Raw genomic sequence first — 20,396 nt, 5'->3', positions numbered from 1 at the left:
GGCATGCTTCACCACCTCAGCGTCTGGCTGTGGCGTTTTAATTCATCAATAAATACCCTGACTTTTTTGGGCACGTATTTGCGGTTGGCATAATAGACCCACATCGGTGGCAGTGGGCGGCAATACCCCGGCATTATTTCGATCAAGGTTCCCGCCTCAAGTTCTTGCTTGATCCTGTGACGTAAAAACACATGAGCAATGCCAATTCCCGCCCGAGCTGCCTCAATAATAGCCTCGGTGTTGTCGGTAATAAAAACGCCCGGCAGGTCAATGTCATGATCTTGCTCGCCATCGGTCAGCGACCACTTATGCAATATGCCACGGTCGGGGAAACGAAAACGTATGCAACGATGTTGTTGCAAGTCAGCAATATTCATTGGGGCCGAATATTTTTCAATATAATCTCGTGAGGCGATAAGGGCGCAAGGCAATGCCGGAGTTATTTGCACGCCAACCATGCCGGGCTGTAATTTATCCGCCAGCCGAATACCCACATCGATCCGTTCCTGAATAATGTCTATCAAATGGTCTTCGTAATTTATTTCCAGGGTGATCTGCGCATAAAGACGGTTAAATTCTGCCAGGAACGGCGCCTTGAGCAGTTCTTTCGCCATTTGTACGGCGGTGATGCGCAGATGGCCAGAAGGCAGGTCCTGGCTCTGATGCAGACCTTCGCGGGCATTAAGTATATGTTGATAAAAAGGCGCCACACTTTGATAGAACCACTCACCGGCCTCACTGAGGCTAACGCTACGCGTCGAGCGATGAAACAGCTTCACCGCCAACTCGGTTTCCAACTGCCCGATCCTCAGGCTGACTGCGGCTGGCGTGACGCTGAGCATGGCGGCCGCGCGGGAGAAATTGCCGGCTTCGACCACGGTCAAAAACAGGTGAATGCCGTTAAGCGGATCTTGTCTATTCATAAGATAAACTAACAACTGTTGTCAGGTGAGTGGGTATTGTTCACATCCTAGCGCAACTTTATAGTTTTCCCCAGTTGCATATTAACGGGGTTACTTGCCATGTCAGGATCGTTCTCGCTGGATTATGCCCGGCAGATTATTGCCAAAGGGATCAGCACCGCGCAGCAGCAGGGGCTGGCGGTCTGTATTTGTGTCTATGATGACGGCGCCAATATGATCGCCTTTGCCCGCATGGATAATACCCCGCTGGGGGCCATTGATTTAGCCCAAAGGAAAGCGAAAACATCTGCACTATTTCGTATTCCCAGTGCCGACCTGGGCCGGCTATCAGGCTCAGGACAAGAGTTGTGGTCGATTGAACACAGCAATCAGGGGCTGGCCTCTTTTGCCGGCGGACTGCCAGTCTATTCATCTGCGAATGAATTTATTGGCGCAATTGGCATTTCCGGTGCCAAATCCCATGAGGATGCTTATATTGCAGAGAGCTGTTTGAAATAAACGCAGCGCCCGTATTTAATTGCACTCATTAAATAAAACGCCATTTAATAAAATAGACCATTCTGCCTCTGGCAGAAGGAGGCTTTATGCCTGAAATAACTCGCAGGAAATTTATCATCAGCAGCGGTGTGGTGGCGGCAACGTCGGTATTACCCGCGATGGCCGTGAGTGCCAACCCCATTAATGTGAACAAAGGAAATCATCAGATGGTTAATAAAACAATATTAGTGACAGGCGCAGGGTCCGGTTTTGGCCGGGAAGTTTCACTGGCACTGGCAGCGCGCGGGCATAAGGTGATCGCCGGTGTCCAGCTCACGCCGCAGGTCACCCAGTTGCTTGAGGCTGCCAAACAGCGCGGCGTTACGCTGCAGGTTGAAAAGCTGGATATTTTGGACCCACGCGATCGGGAGTATGCGTGGAAATGGAATATTGACGTGTTGTTCAACAATGCCGGTATTGCCGAAGCGGGTGCGGTGGCAGAAATGCCTATCGACGTGCTGCGATCCCAGTTTGAGACCAACGTGTTTTCCAGTATGGCGCTGACTCAGGGGTTTATTAAACAAATGGTGGGGCGTAAGAGCGGCAAGATAGTGTTCGTTTCTTCCGTTGCCGGTTTGTTGACCGGTGCATTTACCGGCGCTTATTGTGCGTCCAAACATGCACTGGAGGCAATTGCCGAATCCTTGCGCATGGAACTGGCCGATTTTGGCGTGAAGGTGGCCACGGTCAACCCCGGCCCTTATCTGACCGGCTTCAATGACCGCATGATGGAAAGTTTCAAAGTGTGGTACGACCCTAAGGTGAACTTTATTGACCACAGCAAGCTCAAGTTCCCTTTCGATCAGTTCGATCCGCAGGAGATGGTGGACAAAATGGTCAGCGTTATCGAAGAAGAGAATGGTTTGTTCCGCAACCTGCTGCCTGAGTCCTTCATTGAAGTGGTGAAGAATGACCAAAGGGACGGTTGGACGCGTAAGCAATAGCGTCATGTTGGCCGGCCGGTTGCTTTAACCGGGCCGGCCATTTTCAATTACTTCTTCACCACCAGGCCCACACCACGACCACGAGGATCAGATGCCGTCTCTGGCGTGTCGCCATTGACGCGGATCACCTGAATATCCCCCATGTACCAGCCCTGATCTTCCAGCTTATAGCCCATCGCTTTCAACTGTTCGGCCACTTTGCCGGTCAGCGGGGCAAAGCCATCGTAGAAGATGGTGTCTTTCGGCAGCAGTTGGTGATGAACGCGCTGGGCGGCCACCGCTTTATCCAATGGCAACTTATAATCATAGATATTGTTTATCACCTGGAAAATCGAGGTGAAAATGCGCGAGCCGCCGGGAGTGCCGATCACCAGACTGACGTTACCGTCGCGGGTGATAATGGTCGGGCTCATGGAAGAGAGCATGCGTTTGCCCGGTTCAATGGCATTGGCGTCGCTACCGACCACGCCGAAGGCGTTAGCCACGCCCGGTTTGGCGCTGAAGTCGTCCATTTCATCATTCAGCAGGAAGCCGGCGCCTTTCACCACCACGCCGCTGCCGAAGTCCCAGTTCAGCGTGTAGGTGTTGCTGACGGCGTTGCCCTGTGCATCAACAATCGAGAAATGGGTAGTTTGGTGCGGCTCCAGGCCCGGCCGTACTTTTTCGGTCGGTGAAATGGCCGTCGGGTTGATTTCCGCCGCGCGTTTTTGCAGGTAGTCCGGGGCGATTAACTGGGCAACCGGGACCTTGGCGAAGTCCGGGTCGCCGAGATAATCGGCACGATCGGCAAATACGCGTTTTTCAATTTCCGACAGCAGGTGAATATAACGCGCCGAGTTCAGTTCCACTCCTTTGAAATCGGCAGCGCGATCCTCTTTGATGCCCAGTAACTGAGCCAGCGCGATGCCGCCAGAGCTGGGCAGCGGGGCGGTGTAAAGGGTGTTGCCACGCCAGGAAATCTGCATCGGATCACGCCATTTCACCCGATAATCCGTCAGGTCCGCCTGGGTGATCAGGCCGCCATCATGCTGCATTTGGGCCACCAGCAGTTTGGCCGTTTCCCCCTGATAGAAATCGTCCGCGCCTTTATTGGCGATACGCTCCAGCGTTTTGGCCAGTTCTGGCTGTTTAAACACCGCGCCGGGTTTCATGCTGCCAAAATAATCGCCGAAGTTGGTTTGACCGGCGAACAGCTTGTTGGCGTCTTCACGGTACTGATATTGCTGATCGGCCACCTTAAAGCCCTGCTGCGCGTAACCGATCGCCGGGGTCAGCAACTCGGCCCAAGGCAATTTGCCGAAGCGTTTGTGCGCTTCCCACAGCCCCAGCACCGTGCCCGGCACGCCGGCCGCTTTGGTGCCCACCAGGCTGAGGTTTTCAATCACCTCGCCTTTATCGTTCAGGTACATGGTTTTGGTGGCGGCTTTGGGGGCGATTTCACGGTAATCGAGGAAGTAGGGCTTGCCGTCGACGTACAGCGTCATAAAACCGCCGCCGCCAATGTTACCGGCTTCGGGATAGGTCACCGCCAGAGTAAAAGCGGTAGCGACTGCCGCATCGACCGCGTTGCCGCCGGCCTGTAAAATTTGTGCGGCCACTTTGGCGCCGTATTGGTCCGGTGCTGCCACAGCACCGGCGTTGAGATTTGCGGCCCAGGCTGAAGGGCTGAGGGTGGCAATCGCCACGCTGAGTGCTAAGGTTTTCAATAAGCCAGAATGCATAGCGGTTCCTTTTCGAATTGAACGATGACAGGTGAATTCAATTTCAACAATCACTTAGCGCCATTCTATGAGGTTTTAAGGGCGCCTGATTGAAGGTAGCACCGCTCAATCCGACCTGCTTTATCTGCCGCCTGGATCCGTGAGCTGGAACGTTAAATTGGCGGCGGCAATTGAGTTAGCAACCACTCACAAAACTGCCGAGTATGCGGGCTGCTTTCACTGTCACGATGAACAAGCCAGGCCCAGTGGGGACCGCGCACGCTTTGTTCCGTCAGCGGTTGTAATACCCCTTTTGCCAGTGCCTGCTGTGCCAGCAATTGGCTGATCAGCGCGATGCCCAGACCATCGCAGGCGGCGTCCAATAGCAGGCCCGGGTCTGAGAAATTTAACCCATGGCTGCTTTGCCCCAGATTGACGCCGCCCTGAACGGCCCAATGGCTCCAGTCCATCTCACGCTCGCCATGCAGGGTGGTGCGGTGCTCAGCGTCAAGTTTTAGCTGGTCAGGATGGCAAGCTGGATAGAGCCGATCCTGATGCAGTATCTGGAAGCTGCATTCAGCCTGCGCACTGAGATCGTCGCGGATCGCCAGATCGACGGTTTCCGTCACCATATCCGGGGGATCAAAGCTGGTGAACAGCCAAAGGTCGATATCCGGGTGCAGCCGATTAAAGCTCTTCAGGTGCGGTACCAGCCAGTGGCGGGCAAATGCCGGAGTGGTATTGACGATCAGTTGGTTGGGTTTGCGGTATTGATCCAGGCGGCGGATGCCGACCGCCAGTTGTTGCAGCATCACCTGGGCAGTGCTGTAGAGATCGTGCCCGGCGTCGGTCAGGCTGACGCTGCGACCGCTGCGGAAAAATAACGGTTGTTCCAGAAAGGCTTCCAGGCTGCGTATCTGTTGACTGATGGCCGACTGAGTGAGGTGCAGTTCATCGGCGGCCTGGTGGAAACTGCCCAGGCGGGCTGCGGCTTCAAACCCACGTAACGCGTTCATCGGGGGCCAGTGTTTTAGCATTATTGATAAGCCTATCTAATCAGGTGTCCGCTAAATGTATCGTTTGTTATGGCCGTATTGGAAGCATTAACATGTATCACATCGAAATCACGCCGTCTTTCACTGAACAGAATACCTTATCTCAATGACGGCAATACAGGAGCAAAACATGTCAACGCGTCGTGAATTTATTAAGCAGGCATCCCTGATTGCCGGCATGAGTCTAACGGCATCCATGGGGCTGACGTTACCCGCCCATGCAGCGCAGGCCGGGCGCGGAGAGGGTTGGCGCATGCCGGATGAAGGCGAGGAGCAACAACGCGCGTTTATCGCCTTCGGGGCCCAGCGGGCTATTTGGGCTGATTATACTTCGGGTGTGCAGAGTGCCCTGGGACGGATAGCTCGCGCCATCGCTCAATATCAGCCGTTAACAGTATTCTGCCGCGAGAGCGAGCGTCGGTTGGCAGAGGAGAAATGCGGCAGCCACAATGTGACCTATATTGTTACCGAACTCGATGATATTTGGATGCGTGATATTGGCGCCAATTTTGTCATCAACGATACGGGCAAACTGGGGGCAGTGGACTTTAACTTTAACGGCTGGGGCAACAAACAGCAGCACACCTATGATGCGCGGCTGGCAGCGTTTGAAGCTAATCATTACGGCGTCGCTAATATACGGCGCAGTGGACTGGTAGGCGAAGGCGGCGGCATAGAAGTGGATGGTCATGGCACCGGAATCATGACCGAGAGCAGTTGGGTCAACAATAACCGCAACCCAGGCTGGAGCCGTGACCGGGTAGAACAAGAGTTGAAAGAGATGCTCGGCCTGCGCAAAATCATCTGGCTACCGGGGATTAAAGGTAAGGATATTACCGATGCCCACGTCGATTTCTATGCCCGCTTTGCCAGTCCGGGAGTGGTGGTGGCCAATCTGGACACCGATCCCGACTCTTACGACCATAAAGTCACCCAGGCGCATTTGGCGATCCTCAAACAAGCGACCGATGCCGATGGCCGCAAGCTACAGGTGCACACCATGTCGCCCCCGCTGGAACCGCGTCGCAGCCGTTTCAGCAAAGGGAACCCGGATTTTGCTGCGGGATACATCAATTACTTTGTGATCAACGGTGCGGTCATCGCCCCCGAGTTTGGCGACCCGGAGGCAGATGCTGAAGCGTTGCGGTTATTGAACGAGCTATATCCGGATCGTGAAGTGGTGCAATTGGATATTGATGCCATCGCCGCTGGCGGCGGCGGTATTCACTGTGTGACCAACCAACTGCCGGCCGTTTAAACCCGCCAACAGCGCAGGGCCAGCTTTGGCCCTGCCTATTATTACTCAGTGGGCAGGCCGTCGGCCAAGCTGGTTCGCTATTTCACAGGCTATAAATTCAGGCGCTTCCATCGAAAAAATCTTTAGATTTCCTATCTCAGAATACTCATGAAATCGTAGACTAAATTTTTCTTGCTCTTTCTCCCTGACCAGAGATAAGCCTCGGTTCAGCTGTCGGTCCATAATGCATTCAAGAGCCTCTTCATAGTGACGGGATGGCATTAGTAACACGGAAAAACCATTGGTTTTTATTAATTTTCTATTATATTCCACGATGTCTGAACGAATGTCCGTAGATAAAAAACCTGAAGAGAGAATGAACAGGATATTATCGCCAGAACGCTGATTAAGAAGACCTTCCAGTAATGCGGAGTTCTTCTCAAGATAGGAACCATAACCATAAGAACGGATATAGTCTCTAATGTTCATGATTCTTTCGCAGAATTCATCATCGAGGTCTATTAGATTATATCCCAGCGTAGCAGACAGGATTTTGCCAACGGTACTTTTACCAGCACCGCCGGGACCTATCAGAAAAATATAATCTGCCATACCTTCTCCACCAACATTAGTCTCATCGTTAGAATCAACTTAGTACAGGGGTTTAAATATTTTTTATTTATAAAAATTTAGCCTTCATCTTTTAGTTTCAAAACATACTTTTTCCAGAAGTGGCTGGAAAGGAAGGCATAAAGCAGGGTGACGATGATTGAAGCAAGGCAGGCATTAAACAACGAACCGGGGAAGTGAAACTCCCTGATATGGGTTATCAAATAGACGGTAAAAGAGACGCCCGCGACCAGCTTTAATCTTTTGAGCCTTTCCTGCTTCATAGCTAAACCTTTTATCCTAAAGAGGTGAGGTCATAATCTCTCATTTCTCCGACCGAACGTAAAATCATTAATGTCTGTTTTCAATACCTCAGCGCTTTGGTCCCAGGCCGTGGGTCAGCAGCGTAATGGCATGACGGGCGATGACATCGGCGCTCAATGGGTTGCTGTCATCACGCTGCCATTTGGGCGCGGTGGCCAGCGGCAGCAACGTCATGCCAAACAGGGTGATAAACAATAACGAGGGCTCCAGCCCGGCATGCAGTTTGCCTTCCGCTTGCCAACGGATGATCGATTGCAGTGCAGATTTACGTTGGGTATCACCAAAACGCTCGTTCATGCGCTGCTTCAATACGCCGTTATCACTCATCACCTCACGCAGCCACAGCGGGGGGAACCACGGATGTTCGTTGGATATATCGATAAACCGCTGCGCCAGTTGGGTAATGGCAGCCACGGGGTCGTCCGCATTGGCGTCAAAAACGCTGCTGGCAGCGAGCCTCACCGGCAGAAAACGTTCGTCGATCAATACATCCAGCAACTGTTCACGGTTGTGAAAGTAGTAGTGCAGCATGGCTGGAGTGACACCAGCCTCACGGGCGATGGCGTTCAACGAAGTATCGGCAATGCCTTGACGGGCAAACATATTAAGCGCCGTGTTGAGCAGGTGCTCGCGTTTTTCTGCGCCATTAGCGCTGCCGCTAGGGCGACCGGGGCGGCGCGGTTTTTGAACGTTTTGTGCTGTCATCGCGGTGAGATCCATTGACCGGAGAAATGAATAACTCATATATTAATTACTCGATTAATTAATTACAAGCAGGCTCAGTTAAATGGGTATTGATAATCTGGCGGGCAACGAAGATAACGGCAGGGCATCTGAACAGGCACCCTCGATCCGTTTGCTGTTCTCCGCACTGCTGCTGGTGATGCTGCTGGCGGCGCTCGATCAGACCATTGTCTCCACCGCGCTGCCAACCATCGTTGGCGAATTCGGCGGACTGGAGAATCTTTCGTGGGTAGTGACGGCCTATCTGTTGGCATCAACCATTGTGGTGCCACTGTATGGCAAGTTCGGCGATCTGTTCGGTCGCAAGATCGTGCTGCAGATCGCCATTGTGGTGTTTTTACTCGGCTCGGTGTTATGCGGGCTGGCGCAGAACATGACACAGTTAATCCTGATGCGTGCGCTGCAGGGACTCGGCGGCGGTGGGTTACTGGTGGTGACCATGGCGGTGGTCGGTGATGTTATTCCACCGGCCGATCGCGGGCGCTATCAGGGGCTGTTTGGCGGGGTGTTTGGTTTGGCGACGGTAGTCGGCCCGCTGATCGGTGGGGTTCTGGTACAGCATTTCTCCTGGCGTTGGATCTTCTATATCAACTTGCCGCTGGGGATCTTCGCGCTGTTGGTGATCGGTGCGGTGTTCCAGTCCAAGGTTAACCGGGTGAAGCACGAAATTGACTTTCTGGGTGCCAGTTATCTGGCTGCCGCGTTGACCTGCATCATCCTGTTTACCAGCCAGGGCGGTACGGTCATGGCCTGGTCTGATGGCCAACTGTGGTGCATTTTGGCCTTTGCGTTGGTGTCGTTGGGCGGTTTTATCTACGAAGAACGGTTGGCGAGCGAGCCGATCATTCCGCTAGGGTTGTTCCGCAACCGCACCTTTGTGCTCTGTGCGCTGATCGGTTTTATCGTTGGCATGTCGCTGTTTGGTTCGGTGACCTTCCTGCCACTGTATTTGCAGGTGGTGAAGGACTCAACGCCGACCCAGGCCGGGATGCAACTGCTGCCGCTGATGGGAGGGATCATGCTCAGTTCGATCGTCAGCGGTCGGTTAATCAGCAAGCGCGGTAAATACCGTATTTTCCCGATTATTGGCACCCTGTGTGCGCTGGCGGGGATGGTGTTGTTGGGGACGCTGAAAAACTCGACCCCGGTGCATTTGCTGTATCTCTACATCAGCCTGCTGGGGTTGGGACTGGGTATGGTAATGCAGGTGATGATCCTGGCGGCGCAAAATAGCGTTGAGCCAAAACATATGGGGGTCGCGACCTCCAGCGCCACGCTGTTCCGTTCGATAGGCGGTTCCATCGGCGTGGCGGTGTTCGGCGCGATCTTTACCAATGTACTGCACAGCCGCCTGACCACCTTGCTGCCGGAAGGTGCGGAGCTGCCTCGTTCACTGGGCGCCGATGCCGTGCACCATCTGCCGGCGGAACTGCAACACGACTATTTGCAGGCCTTCGGCGGGGCGATCCACTCGGTGTATCAGATTGCGGCGGGGGTGATGGCACTGGCCTTCGCCCTGACCTGGCTGTTGAAAGATGTGCCTCTGCGCAAGAAATAACCCCTGAGCCGGTACGTGAAAGGCAGGCGTACCGGTTTCCTCATGCTCTGCGATGCACTTTTACTCAATCCTTACGTAACCCTGTCAGACTAAAAACATCGCTTTCTATATATTGAGAATAAACGTTCTCAATAGGATAGAAAGTTGATGCAAAGGAAAAAGGTTTTACTGGTCAGCCTGTCGCTGATGCTGGCCGCCTGTGATGGCCAAACCGGTAGTGCACCTACCGGGGCAGGCAGCGTACAGGAGGTGGGTGTGGCAACGCTGCAGCCGCAAGCGGTCACGCTGAGCAGTGACCTGACTGGCCGGGTAAACGCCACCATGACCTCAGATGTTCGTCCGCAGGTGGAGGGCATCATCAAAAAACGCCTGTTTACCGAAGGTGCGGAGGTCAAAGCCGGTCAGGTGTTGTATCAAATCGACCCCGCGACTTACCAGGCCAGTTACGATCAAGCAGCAGCCCAGTTGAAAAGCGCCCAGGCCACGGTCAATTCAAGCCGTCTGAAGGCCCAGCGCTATGCCGCGCTGGTGAAAGAGAATGGCGTCTCCAAACAGGATGCGGATGACGCCATGGCGACCTATCTGGAAGCGGTAGCCGCCGTCGCGCAATATCAAGCCGCACTGGAAACCACTAAAATCAATCTCGCCTATACCCAGGTACGCGCGCCGATCTCCGGCCGTATCGGTATTTCTTCGGTCACGCCGGGGGCGCTGGTGACCGCCAGCCAGACTGATGCTCTGGCAACCATTCGTGCACTTGATCCGGTCTATGTCGATCTCACCCAGTCCAGCAGTCAACTGCTGAAGCTGCGTAAACAACAGGCTTCATTGCAACGTGACGATGTCACGCCAGTGGCGATCAAACTCGAAGACGGTACGCCCTATACCCACCCCGGCAAGCTGGAACTGACGGAAGTGTCGGTGGACGAGTCTACCGGTTCTGTCACGCTGCGCGCCGTGTTCCCTAACCCTGAGCATGAATTACTGCCGGGGATGTATGTGCACGCCAGGGTAGACAACGGCGTCGATCCCAAAGGGATTTTGGCGCCGCAGCAGGGTATTACCCGCAATGCCAAGGGCGAAGCGACCGCACTGGTGGTTAACGCGCAAAACAAGGTGGAGCAACGCACGGTCACCACCGAGCAGGTTATCGGCAGCAACTGGTTGGTCAGCAAAGGCTTGAATGCCGGCGATCGGTTAATCGTCGAAGGCACCAATAAAGTGGCTGCCGGCGTTGAGGTCAAGGCGGTTGAGGTGAAAAAAAAGGCGGATAGCGCCGCAGCTAACGGCGGGGAGCAGTAACCATGGCGCAGTTCTTTATTCGCCGCCCGGTGTTTGCCTGGGTGATTGCGATCATCATCATGCTGTGCGGCCTGATGTCGATCAATTCGCTGCCCATTTCTCAATATCCGGACGTCTCGCCACCGCAGATTTCCATTTCCGCCACCTATCCAGGGGCCGATGCGGAGACTCTTGAAAACAGCGTCACCCAGGTGATTGAGCAGCAGCTCACCGGTCTGGACGGGCTACTTTATTTCTCGGCGACCAGCAGCTCTGACGGCTCGGTAAGTATCAACGTCACCTTTGATCAGGGCACTGACCCGGACATCGCTCAGGTACAGGTGCAGAACAAGGTACAGCAGGCGGAAAGCCGTTTGCCGACCGAGGTGACGGCCCAAGGGGTGACGGTCAAAAAATCCCAGAGCAGTTTTTTGTTGATCGTCGGGCTGTATGACGAAACCGACAAGGCCAGCATGGCGGACATATCCGACTATCTGGTCAGTAATATTCAGGATCCGCTGTCGCGCATCGACGGTGTCGGTGACGTACAGGTGTTCGGGTCAGAATACGCGATGCGCATCTGGCTGAACCCGACCAAACTGGCGTCCTATTCACTGATGCCGTCCGATGTCGAAACGGCCATTGAGGCGCAAAATACCCAGGTTTCTGCCGGTAAGGTCGGCGATTTGCCGTCCGGTGCCGATCAGCAATTGACCGCCACGGTGAAGGCGCAGTCGCGGCTGCAAACGCCGGAGCAGTTCCGTAATATCATCCTGAAAAGTGACAGCAGCGGGGCCCTGGTGCGTCTGGGGGATGTGGCGCGAGTTGAGCTGGGCAATGAGGATTACTCCTCCAGTGCCCGTTTGAATGGCCATCCGGCATCGGGTATTGCGGTCAAGCTGGCCGCCGGGGCCAACGCGCTGAATACCGCAAAACTGGTCAAGGCCAAGGTGGCGGAATACCAAACCTCGATGCCAAACGGATACAAGGTGGCCTATCCGAAAGACAGCACCGACTTTATTAATATCTCGATCGAAGAAGTGGTGAAAACGCTGGTCGAGGCGGTGGTGTTGGTGGTGATCGTGATGTTTGTGTTCCTGCAGAATTTGCGCACCACGCTGATCCCGACCATTACCGTGCCGGTGGTGCTGTTGGGGACCTTTGGCGTACTCGCTGCCTTCGGCTATTCGATCAATACTCTGACGCTATTTGGCATGGTGCTGGCGATCGGGTTGTTGGTGGATGATGCCATCGTGGTGGTGGAGAACGTCGAACGTGTGATGCGGGAAGAGAAACTGCCACCGCGTGAAGCGACGGAAAAGTCGATGAAGGAGATCACCGGCGCACTGGTGGGCATTGCCATGGTGCTGTCGGCGGTGTTTCTGCCGATGGCGTTTTTTGGTGGCTCCACCGGGGTGATCTACCGCCAGTTCTCGGTGACTATCGTCGCTTCTATGGTGCTGTCGGTGATCCTGGCGTTGACGCTGGCACCGGCGCTGTGTGCCACTTTGCTGAAACCCGCACATGAGGAACTGACCAACAAAGGCCTGTTGGGCAAATTTAACCGTGGTTATAACCGCCTGCAGGAGAAGTATGCCCACAAGGTCGGCCGGGTGATCCACAGCCCGATGCGCTATCTGTTGCTGTACGGCCTGTTGCTGATTGCCGCCGCCGTGATGTACATGCGGCTGCCGACCGGCTTCTTGCCCAATGAAGATCAGGGCGTGGTGATGGTGCAGTACACGCTGCCGGCCGGGGCGACCAATGCCCGTACCTCTGCGGTCAGCGACGAGGTGAAGGATTACTTCCTCAACGACGAGAAGGCCAACGTCAGCACTATCTTCACCATTAACGGTTTTGGTTTCAGTGGCAGCGGACAAAACGCCGGTATGGCCTTCGTCAGCCTGAAAGACTGGAGTCTGCGCGCCGGCAGTGCCAATACCGCCGATGCAATTGCCAAACGTGCGATGGCGCACTTCGCCAAGATCCGCGACGCCCAGGTGTTCTCGATGAGCCCACCGGCGATTGATGGCTTTGGCCAGTCCGACGGTTTCACCTTTGAACTGCAGGCCAAGGGGGCGACCACCCGCGCGGAGTTACAGGTGATGCGCGATCAGATTATCGCGGCGGCGGGGGAAAATTCGAGCCTGAGTGCGGTGCGCGCCAATACCTTACCGGACACCCCGCAACTGCAGGTGGAGATCGACAATGACAAACTGCAGGCGTTGGGGCTGAGTGCCAGCGACGTCAGCAGTACTCTCACCAGCGCCTTCGGCAGCACCTACGTCAACGACTTTATTGACCGTAACCGGGTGAAAAAAGTCTATATGCAGGGTGATGTGGAATACCGTTCAAAGCCGGAAGATCTCGATAAATGGTTTGTGCGAGGGACCTCCAGTACCGACACTACCAGCATGACACCGTTCTCGGCCTTTGCCTCTTCCCACTGGATCTACGGGCCGGAAAACTTGTCACGCTACAACGGTCTGTCATCGTTTGAGATCACCGGTGAGGGCGCAGCCGGTGCCAGTTCCGGTACGGCGATGGATGAGATGGAAAAACTGGCGGCGAAATACTCCTCCGCCAGCAGCTTCTCCTGGAGCGGGCTGTCTTATCAGGAGCGCTTGACCAGCGGGCAGGCAGCCTCGCTGTATGCCATTTCACTGGTGGTGGTGTTCCTGTGTCTGGCCGCGCTGTATGAGAGCTGGTCAATTCCGTTTGCGGTGATGATGGTGGTGCCGATGGGCGTGGTTGGCTCGCTGTTGGCGATCACCCTGCGCGGACTGGAAAACGATATTTACTTCCAGGTGGCGCTGTTAACCATCATCGGCCTGTCGGCCAAGAACGCCATCCTGATCGTTGAATTCGCCGAAGAGAAATACCAGCGGGGCGAAACGCTGATCGCCGCGGCGGTCGAGGCTTCCCGCATGCGGTTACGGCCGATTCTGATGACCTCGCTGGCGTTTACCGCCGGTGTGTTACCCCTGGCGGTGTCCAGCGGCGCCGGAGCCAACAGCCGTATCGCCATCGGCACCGGGATTATTGGCGGCACCATCACGGCAACGATACTGGCGATCTTCTTTGTTCCTTTGTTCTACGTCTTGGTACGCCGGATGTTTTCACGCAAAACCGCCGCCGCCAAACCGACAGAAAATACGGCGCCACAGGCAGGAGAATAATGTGCTGCAACGTTTAATTACTCTGACATTTCCGTTATTGCTGACGGGATGTCTCTCGCTGGATCCGGACTATCAGCGCCCACAGGCACCGGTACCTTCCACGTTGCCACAGGGCGCCGCTTATGCTGCCCCCTCCGGTAAGTTGTCATTGAGTTACCCTGATATTCCCTGGCACGACTATGTGGTCGATGCCAAACTGCGGCAGGTGGTCGAGATGGGGCTGAGCAGCAGCCGTGACCTGCGGGAGGCCATTGCCAATATTGAATCGGCAAGAGCGCTCTATGGCGAGCAGCGTTCCGATCTGTTCCCCACCATTAACGCCGGTGTGGACGGCAGTCGTGGCCGGGCACTGACCGGAAATGGCAATGCCACGGCGATCAGCCAGAGTTACGAAGCCACGGCCGGCACCAGCGCGTTTGAGCTGGACTTGTTCGGCAAGAACCGCAGCCTGTCGCGCTCGACCTTTGAAACCTATCTTGCCGAGTCGGAGGCGGCAAAAAGCACCCGCCTGACGCTGATCGCCGATATCGTGACCGATTGGGTAAACGTAGCGGCTGAGCGCAGCAACCTGGCCGCCGCCAAAGGCACCATGGACAGCGCCAAATTGTCGCTGGACGTGACGCGCAAAAATCAGCAAAACGGCATTTTGTCGATGGTCGATGTGGCTTCGGCGGACACGGTATATCAGCAGGCGCGTTCGGACGTAGCCAGCTACACCACCAGCGTGGCGCAGGCGAAAAACGCGCTGGATCTGGTTGTGGGGCAAGGCGTACCGGAGAGTCTGTTACCCACGGATATCGCGGCGCTGTCCGGCATCATGAAAGACCTGCCGGCAAATGTATCTTCGCAGGTGCTGCTGAACCGGCCGGACGTGCTGGAAGCCGAACATAACCTGAAGGCAGCCAACGCCAACATCGGTTCCGCCCGTGCAGCGTTCTTCCCGTCGATCAGCCTGACCGCCAGCGGCGGAATAGGCAGCGGGGAACTGTCATCGCTGTTCAGCAAGGGGGCGGGGGTCTGGTCGTTTGCGCCGAGCATTAGCCTGCCGATCTTCACCGGCGGCTATAACACCGCTCAGTTGAACTACACCAAGGCGCAGAAAGACCTTTACGTCGCCACCTACGAGAAAGCGGTGCAGACGGCGTTTCAGGAAACCGCCGACGCATTGGCGCGCAAAGGGACTATTCAGGAACAGCTTGCGGCGCAAACCGGCTATGTGGCGGCCTCGCAGGAGTATTACCGTCTGGCGGAACTGCGTTATCGCCATGGGGTGGATACCTATCTGGTGATGCTGGACGCGCAACGCACGCTGTATACCGCTCGGCAGTCGTTGATTACCACCCAACAAACCGAGTATCAAAACCTGATTACGCTGTATAAGGTGCTGGGTGGCGGTATTACGGCGGAGAAGCAGGGCGATGGCGTCATTGCCAATAATAGCTCCCTGACACAATAAAATTGACCACGAGTAATCATCTTATTACGCAGTGTGGTGACAACACTCTGCGTATTTTTATATTCATTCTGTGGTGAAATTGTAAAGAAAAGGAAAATAGCCGCCGGTGGCAGAACTCGCCACCTGAAGCAGGGTCTGAATGTTATCGCATCATTCCCGCGGCCAAATACATTGAGGTTGAAATGGATAGTGATATTCAGCAACAGGTTATTTCGGTGGTTGATAAGTATAATGTGCCCGGTCTCCTTAAAAAGGGGATAGACGTAACGCTTGAAACAGAAATAAACAAAGAGCTAAATCTGTCTTTACCCAGCTCGGAGACGCTGATGCGCGTCTACTTCGATCTCTTCCGAATTGACAGCAGTAATTACAATCATGAGCTGTATTTCCGTCAGGAGTCAAAGTCGACGTTATTATTTTCATCTTCAAACCGACGTGGAAATTACTGGGATCTTGAGATGGAAAGGATCCGACCGCTGTATGTTTATATGCTGGTGCGATCTGCACGCGCCAGGCGTTGGCTCTATGACATCCATTTTCTGATTGAACAATTAAAGTAAAACTGGGTTGTTGGCGGAATAATTAACCCATGGACAGACAAAGTAAAATATTGGCCCGCAGCTTGATTGCGGGCCTTTTAATGACGTTATTCAGCCAGCAGCTCGGCAAATTTCGCCAGCCATTGCGGGTGTGCCGGCCACGCAGGAGCCGTTACCAGATTGCCATCGACGTGGGCCTGATCGATACCGATGTCGGCAAAGTGCCCACCCGCCAATTGTACTTCGGGGGCGCAGGCCGGGTAGGCGCTGCAGGTTCTGCCTTTCAATATACCGGCGGCGGCCAGCAGCTGAGGACCGTGACAGACGGCGGCGATCGGTTTGCGTGCCGCGTCAAAGGCCTGCACCAGCTTGATGACCTGCGGGTTGAGGCGCAGATACTCGGGCGCTCTGCCGCCGGGGATCAACAGGGCGTCATAGTTTTCTTCTTTTGCTGCCGCAAAGTCTGCGTTGAGGGTAAAGCGGTGGCCGGGTTTCTCGCTGTAGGTCTGCGCGCCATCAAAATCATGGATGGCGGTCATGATGTAGTCACCTTTGACCTTATCAGGGCACACCGCATCCACCTGGTGGCCAATCATTTGCAACGCCTGGAACGGCACCATGGTTTCATAGTCTTCGGCATAATCGCCGACCAACATCAGGATCTTTTTCTTGCTCATCAGGGGCTCTCCGGAGGGGGAATGATCCCTAACATATAGTCGATCGGGCGGTGGAACGCGAACCTGTACGCTGGTATGACCTGGTCTATACTTTTCATTGCCGTGGCTTTTTCGCCTCAGGCTGTTCAGGGAGATCAACCTCAGCGAGGTAGCGCAGTATCTCAGTCGATGACTCACCGGGCTTGCCCGGTCTCTGCTTTCGAGAAAAACCCATGCTAAATCTGGCTACATTGCTTGAAGAGAGTGCGCGTTCATTTCCGGATCGTCTGGCGTTGGTGCAGGAGGAGACTCAGTTTAACTACGCCACGCTGAATCAACGGGCCAATCAGGTCGCCAACCTGCTGATTGCCCGGGGAGTACAACCGGGCGAAAGGGTGGCGCTGGCCTGCCCCAATATTTGGGAGTTTCCGGCTATCTATTATGGCGTGCTAAAAGCCGGCGCAGTGGTGGTGCCGCTGAACACATTGTTAAAGGCGGGGGAGTTTGAATACTACCTGCAGGATTCGCAGGCGGTGCTCTTCTTTTGCTTTGAGGGCGGTAACGGATTAACGCTGGGGGAAGAGGCGCGACGTGCGTTTGACACTGCTGAACAGTGCCGTGATTTTATCATTATCGGCGACAGCCTGCCGCTGGCAGGTGACCGTTTCAGCCAGGTTATCAGCACCCAGCCCACCGATTTTGACAGTGCCACCACGCTGGAGTCGGACACCGCCGTGATCCTCTACACCAGCGGGACCACCGGACGCGCCAAGGGGGCTGAACTGACGCACGCCAACCTGGTGCTGAACGCGCTGGGTTCGGTACAGTTGTTCAATAGCTCGGTAAAACAGCCCGATCGCCATTTGGTGACACTGCCGCTATTCCATACTTTTGGTTCCACCGTACAGATGAATGCCGGCTTTGCCCTGGCGGCGACGCTGGTTCTGGTGCCGCGTTTTGATGCGAAGCAGGCCATCGCGCTGATGCAAACACACGCCATCACCTTTTTTGCCGGGGTGCCCACCATGTACTGGGCGTTACTGAATGCGCTGGATGACACCGCGGACCTTGTCCTGTTACGTAAAAATCTGCGCATGGCGGTATCCGGTGGCGCCAGTTTACCCGTGCAAATTATCGAGGACTTTGCCCAGCGCTTCGGCGTGAATATTCTGGAAGGTTACGGCTTATCGGAAACCAGCCCGGTTGCGACCTTTAACCACCCGGGCCGAGTCAATAAAGTCGGCTCTATTGGCCAGCCCATTTGGGGCATTGAAGTTCGTCTGGTTGATGTCACCGGTAAAACACTGACGGAGATAGATCAGGTAGGCGAGATTGCGGTGCGTGGCCACAACGTGATGAAAGGCTACCTTAACCGCCCGGAAGCGACGGCCGAGGTGCTGGAAAAGGGCTGGTTCCGAACCGGTGACCTGGCCCGCCGTGATGCCGATGGCTTCTATTTTATCGTCGACAGATCGAAGGATGTGATTATCCGCGGCGGATTTAACGTCTACCCGCGTGAAGTTGAAGAACTGATGATCCGTCATCCGGCGGTGTCATTTGTGGCGGTGATTGGTGTAGCGCATCCGTCACTCGGCGAAGAGATCAAAGCGGTGGTGGTGTTAAAGGATGTGGATGAAACGGTGAGTGAAGATCAGTTGATAGCCTGGACCAGAGAGCGGCTGGCGGCGTTTAAATATCCGCGTATCGTTGAATTTGTTGAACGGTTACCGATGACCAGTACCGGCAAGGTGATGAAGCGGCTGCTGCGCTAAAGGGATCACTTTGAAAGACTCCCGGCCTGCAACGCAAGCCGGGAGAGATAACGCATTAACCTGGGTAAATGCCACGCTCTTTACGTGCGGTCAGGATACGCTCACAGGCGACGATATAAGCCGCTGTGCGCAGGCTGCACTCTTTCTCTTCGGCTTTGTTCCAAACGTGAACCATAGCGTCGGTCATGATCTTGTCCATACGCTCGTTGATCTCGCTTTCGCTCCAGAAGTAGCTGGCCATGTCCTGTACCCACTCGAAGTAACTGACGGTCACGCCGCCGGCGTTACAGATTACGTCAGGTACTACGGTGATGTTGCGTGAACGCAGCACGTCGTCCGCATCTGGGTAGGTTGGGCCGTTGGCGCCTTCCAGAACCAGTTTGGCGCTGAGGATTTCTGCGCGTTGACGGGTAATCTGACCTTCCAGCGCGGCTGGGATCAGGATATCCATGTCAACAGACCAGAAAGCTTCGCTTTCGATTTCGCTGGCGCCAGGGAAACCGGCAATCATCTTGTTCTTGGCTTGCCATTCGGTCAGTGCAACCAGATCGATGCCGTTGGCGTTGAACAGGGTAGCGGAGTGGTCCTGAATCACCACCACACGCGCGCCGATGCCCACAAACAGGCGGGCGGCTTCGCTGCCGACGTTACCAAAGCCCTGAACCGCAACTTTGGCACCTTCGATTTGCACGCCCAGACGTTTCGCCACTTCACAGCCCGTCACGAACACACCGCGACCGGTTGCTTTCTCACGACCCAGAGAACCGCCCAGATGAATAGGCTTACCGGTAACCACGCCGGTGATGGTAGTGCCGTGGTTCATGGAGTAGGTATCCATCATCCAGGCCATCACTTTGGAGTTGGTACCGACGTCCGGTGCCGGGATGTCTTTCTGTGGCCCGATGATAAAACCGATTTCGCTGGTGTAGCGACGGGTCAATCTTTCCAGCTCGCCTTCAGACAGTTTGAAAGGATCGACGCGGATCCCCCCCTTGGCACCACCGTAAGGCAGATTGACTGCCGCACATTTGATGGTCATCCAAGCCGACAGCGCCATGACTTCATCGAGATCAACGTCCGGGTGATAACGGATGCCGCCTTTACCTGGGCCGCGCGACAGGTTGTGCTGAACGCGGAAGCCTTCGAAATGGCGGATTGAACCGTCGTCCATCTGCAGTGGGATATCAACGATCAGCGCACGCTTAGGGTGACGCAGGGTATCAACCCAACGCGACAGATCACCCAGGTAAGGTGCAACGCGGTCGATTTGTTGCAGATAGGTGGCCCAGGCCGTTGTGCTGCTTTCTGAAGCGTAGGATAGCTTTTCCATAACCAACCTTTTTTATATAGAGGTATTTATTTTGTTTAACCGTGGATTACTAAGTGCATAACACTTTTGCGACGCTAAATTTACCATTAAAAACGCAGCTTGTTAGCCCCCCCTCATCGGGCTGCGGGCCGGTTTCCAGCAGGTTTTGAGGGGTAAAAATGAATAGTTAATTACTTTTGTTTGGAGGTTGCCCTGAGTAAGCATTCTTTATGCATAAAAAATGCATAAAACTCGTTTTTATCTATTTTTCAGAAGCTTGAATGTGATCAAAAAGTTTCATTTTATTTAAGTGTCGTGTTGACAATGCCGTTTCCTGACGCCAGAGTTAAATTCATGTTAAATCTGCGTTGGTCGCGTTTTTTTCTTAACCGGGAATAATTACAACCCACTGATATAAAGACCTTTAATTTCCACGCTCATGCTTCGCATGCTCAATGTGGGCTACCGCTCAGTTCGAACAGTGGTTTTCTGAGACGTACAGATATTTACTTCCCTTTAACAAAAGGGCAGGCAGCGTTTGGCCTGAATTTCTTTTTTGCCGGTAGAACGCCA

The 20,396-nt window shown here is 54.6% G+C and carries 17 protein-coding genes; 9 read left to right on the top strand and 8 right to left on the bottom strand.

Translation table 11 applies throughout. The annotated features are described in order from the left end of the window. Nucleotides 1–8: 8 nt before the first annotated feature. Nucleotides 9–923 (bottom strand): LysR family transcriptional regulator, encoded by a 915-nt coding sequence (locus NHG65_RS13235; protein WP_207976733.1) that lies wholly within the window; start codon nucleotides 921–923, stop codon nucleotides 9–11. A 99-nt stretch (nucleotides 924–1,022) separates the two neighbouring features. Here NHG65_RS13235 and NHG65_RS13230 point away from each other — a divergent pair, with 99 nt between their 5' ends. Both NHG65_RS13230 and NHG65_RS13225 read left to right on the top strand, forming a co-directional pair. Beyond that, nucleotides 1,023–1,421, top strand: coding sequence for a GlcG/HbpS family heme-binding protein (locus tag NHG65_RS13230; RefSeq protein ID WP_099063023.1), 399 nt, complete (start codon nucleotides 1,023–1,025; stop codon nucleotides 1,419–1,421). Between the two features lie 86 nt (nucleotides 1,422–1,507). Next, a complete protein-coding gene (locus NHG65_RS13225) occupies nucleotides 1,508–2,404 on the top strand; it encodes an SDR family oxidoreductase (RefSeq protein ID WP_283603299.1) in 897 nt (298 codons plus the stop codon). A gap of 47 nt (nucleotides 2,405–2,451) precedes the next feature. Here NHG65_RS13225 and ggt read toward each other — a convergent pair whose 3' ends face one another. After that, nucleotides 2,452–4,125 (bottom strand): gamma-glutamyltransferase, encoded by a 1,674-nt coding sequence (gene ggt / locus NHG65_RS13220; protein WP_413477014.1) that lies wholly within the window; start codon nucleotides 4,123–4,125, stop codon nucleotides 2,452–2,454. 152 nt (nucleotides 4,126–4,277) lie between these two features. Continuing rightward, complete coding sequence (locus NHG65_RS13215) at nucleotides 4,278–5,141, bottom strand: LysR substrate-binding domain-containing protein (protein WP_499182283.1); 864 nt, start codon at nucleotides 5,139–5,141, stop codon at nucleotides 4,278–4,280. A gap of 148 nt (nucleotides 5,142–5,289) precedes the next feature. On the opposite strand from NHG65_RS13215, the gene NHG65_RS13210 reads away from it, so the two are divergent. Then, a complete protein-coding gene (locus NHG65_RS13210; RefSeq protein WP_099063026.1) occupies nucleotides 5,290–6,417 on the top strand; it encodes an agmatine deiminase family protein in 1,128 nt (375 codons plus the stop codon). Between the two features lie 45 nt (nucleotides 6,418–6,462). Here the strand turns inward: NHG65_RS13210 and NHG65_RS13205 are convergent, their stop codons facing one another. The 3 genes from NHG65_RS13205 to NHG65_RS13195 all read right to left on the bottom strand — a co-directional run bounded on the left by NHG65_RS13205 (nucleotide 6,463) and on the right by NHG65_RS13195 (nucleotide 8,073). After that, nucleotides 6,463–7,008 (bottom strand): shikimate kinase, encoded by a 546-nt coding sequence (locus NHG65_RS13205; protein ID WP_413477012.1) that lies wholly within the window; start codon nucleotides 7,006–7,008, stop codon nucleotides 6,463–6,465. Between the two features lie 77 nt (nucleotides 7,009–7,085). Beyond that, nucleotides 7,086–7,289 (bottom strand): hypothetical protein, encoded by a 204-nt coding sequence (locus NHG65_RS13200; RefSeq protein ID WP_017892883.1) that lies wholly within the window; start codon nucleotides 7,287–7,289, stop codon nucleotides 7,086–7,088. Between the two features lie 88 nt (nucleotides 7,290–7,377). Continuing rightward, the gene (locus NHG65_RS13195) at nucleotides 7,378–8,073 is read right to left on the bottom strand and encodes a TetR/AcrR family transcriptional regulator (RefSeq protein ID WP_499182282.1); all 696 of its coding nucleotides are present in this window, start codon (nucleotides 8,071–8,073) and stop codon (nucleotides 7,378–7,380) included. Nucleotides 8,074–8,116: 43 nt separating this feature from the next. Between NHG65_RS13195 and NHG65_RS13190 the strand changes: the two genes are divergently transcribed. The 5 genes from NHG65_RS13190 to NHG65_RS13170 all read left to right on the top strand — a co-directional run bounded on the left by NHG65_RS13190 (nucleotide 8,117) and on the right by NHG65_RS13170 (nucleotide 16,107). After that, nucleotides 8,117–9,631, top strand: coding sequence for an MDR family MFS transporter (locus NHG65_RS13190; protein ID WP_261426569.1), 1,515 nt, complete (start codon nucleotides 8,117–8,119; stop codon nucleotides 9,629–9,631). A gap of 147 nt (nucleotides 9,632–9,778) precedes the next feature. Continuing rightward, nucleotides 9,779–10,933 carry an efflux RND transporter periplasmic adaptor subunit gene (locus tag NHG65_RS13185; RefSeq protein WP_499182281.1) on the top strand — a complete coding sequence of 385 codons (1,155 nt, stop codon included), beginning with the start codon at nucleotides 9,779–9,781 and terminating at the stop codon, nucleotides 10,931–10,933. Nucleotides 10,934–10,935: 2 nt separating this feature from the next. Continuing rightward, nucleotides 10,936–14,091 (top strand): efflux RND transporter permease subunit, encoded by a 3,156-nt coding sequence (locus NHG65_RS13180; protein WP_499182280.1) that lies wholly within the window; start codon nucleotides 10,936–10,938, stop codon nucleotides 14,089–14,091. A 1-nt stretch (nucleotide 14,092) separates the two neighbouring features. After that, on the top strand, nucleotides 14,093–15,547 hold the full coding sequence (locus NHG65_RS13175; RefSeq protein ID WP_499182279.1) for an efflux transporter outer membrane subunit: 1,455 nt from the start codon (nucleotides 14,093–14,095) through the stop codon (nucleotides 15,545–15,547). Nucleotides 15,548–15,729: 182 nt separating this feature from the next. Beyond that, nucleotides 15,730–16,107, top strand: a complete 378-nt coding sequence (locus NHG65_RS13170) for a DUF1493 family protein (RefSeq protein WP_099063033.1) — start codon at nucleotides 15,730–15,732, stop codon at nucleotides 16,105–16,107. Between the two features lie 86 nt (nucleotides 16,108–16,193). Here NHG65_RS13170 and NHG65_RS13165 read toward each other — a convergent pair whose 3' ends face one another. After that, nucleotides 16,194–16,763, bottom strand: coding sequence for a DJ-1/PfpI family protein (locus tag NHG65_RS13165; protein ID WP_085116859.1), 570 nt, complete (start codon nucleotides 16,761–16,763; stop codon nucleotides 16,194–16,196). A gap of 212 nt (nucleotides 16,764–16,975) precedes the next feature. On the opposite strand from NHG65_RS13165, the gene NHG65_RS13160 reads away from it, so the two are divergent. Further along, nucleotides 16,976–18,514 (top strand): long-chain-fatty-acid--CoA ligase, encoded by a 1,539-nt coding sequence (locus tag NHG65_RS13160; RefSeq protein WP_207976752.1) that lies wholly within the window; start codon nucleotides 16,976–16,978, stop codon nucleotides 18,512–18,514. Between the two features lie 55 nt (nucleotides 18,515–18,569). Here NHG65_RS13160 and NHG65_RS13155 read toward each other — a convergent pair whose 3' ends face one another. Next, entirely contained in the window at nucleotides 18,570–19,844 is a 1,275-nt protein-coding gene (locus NHG65_RS13155) for a Glu/Leu/Phe/Val family dehydrogenase (protein WP_099062074.1), read from the bottom strand. Between the last annotated feature and the right edge of the window lie 552 nt (nucleotides 19,845–20,396).

This window comes from Serratia myotis (assembly GCF_027474885.1).
GTDB lineage: Bacteria > Pseudomonadota > Gammaproteobacteria > Enterobacterales > Enterobacteriaceae > Serratia > Serratia proteamaculans.
Note: the sequence above shows the minus strand (reverse complement) of the source record. Positions and strands in the feature narration are given on the sequence as shown.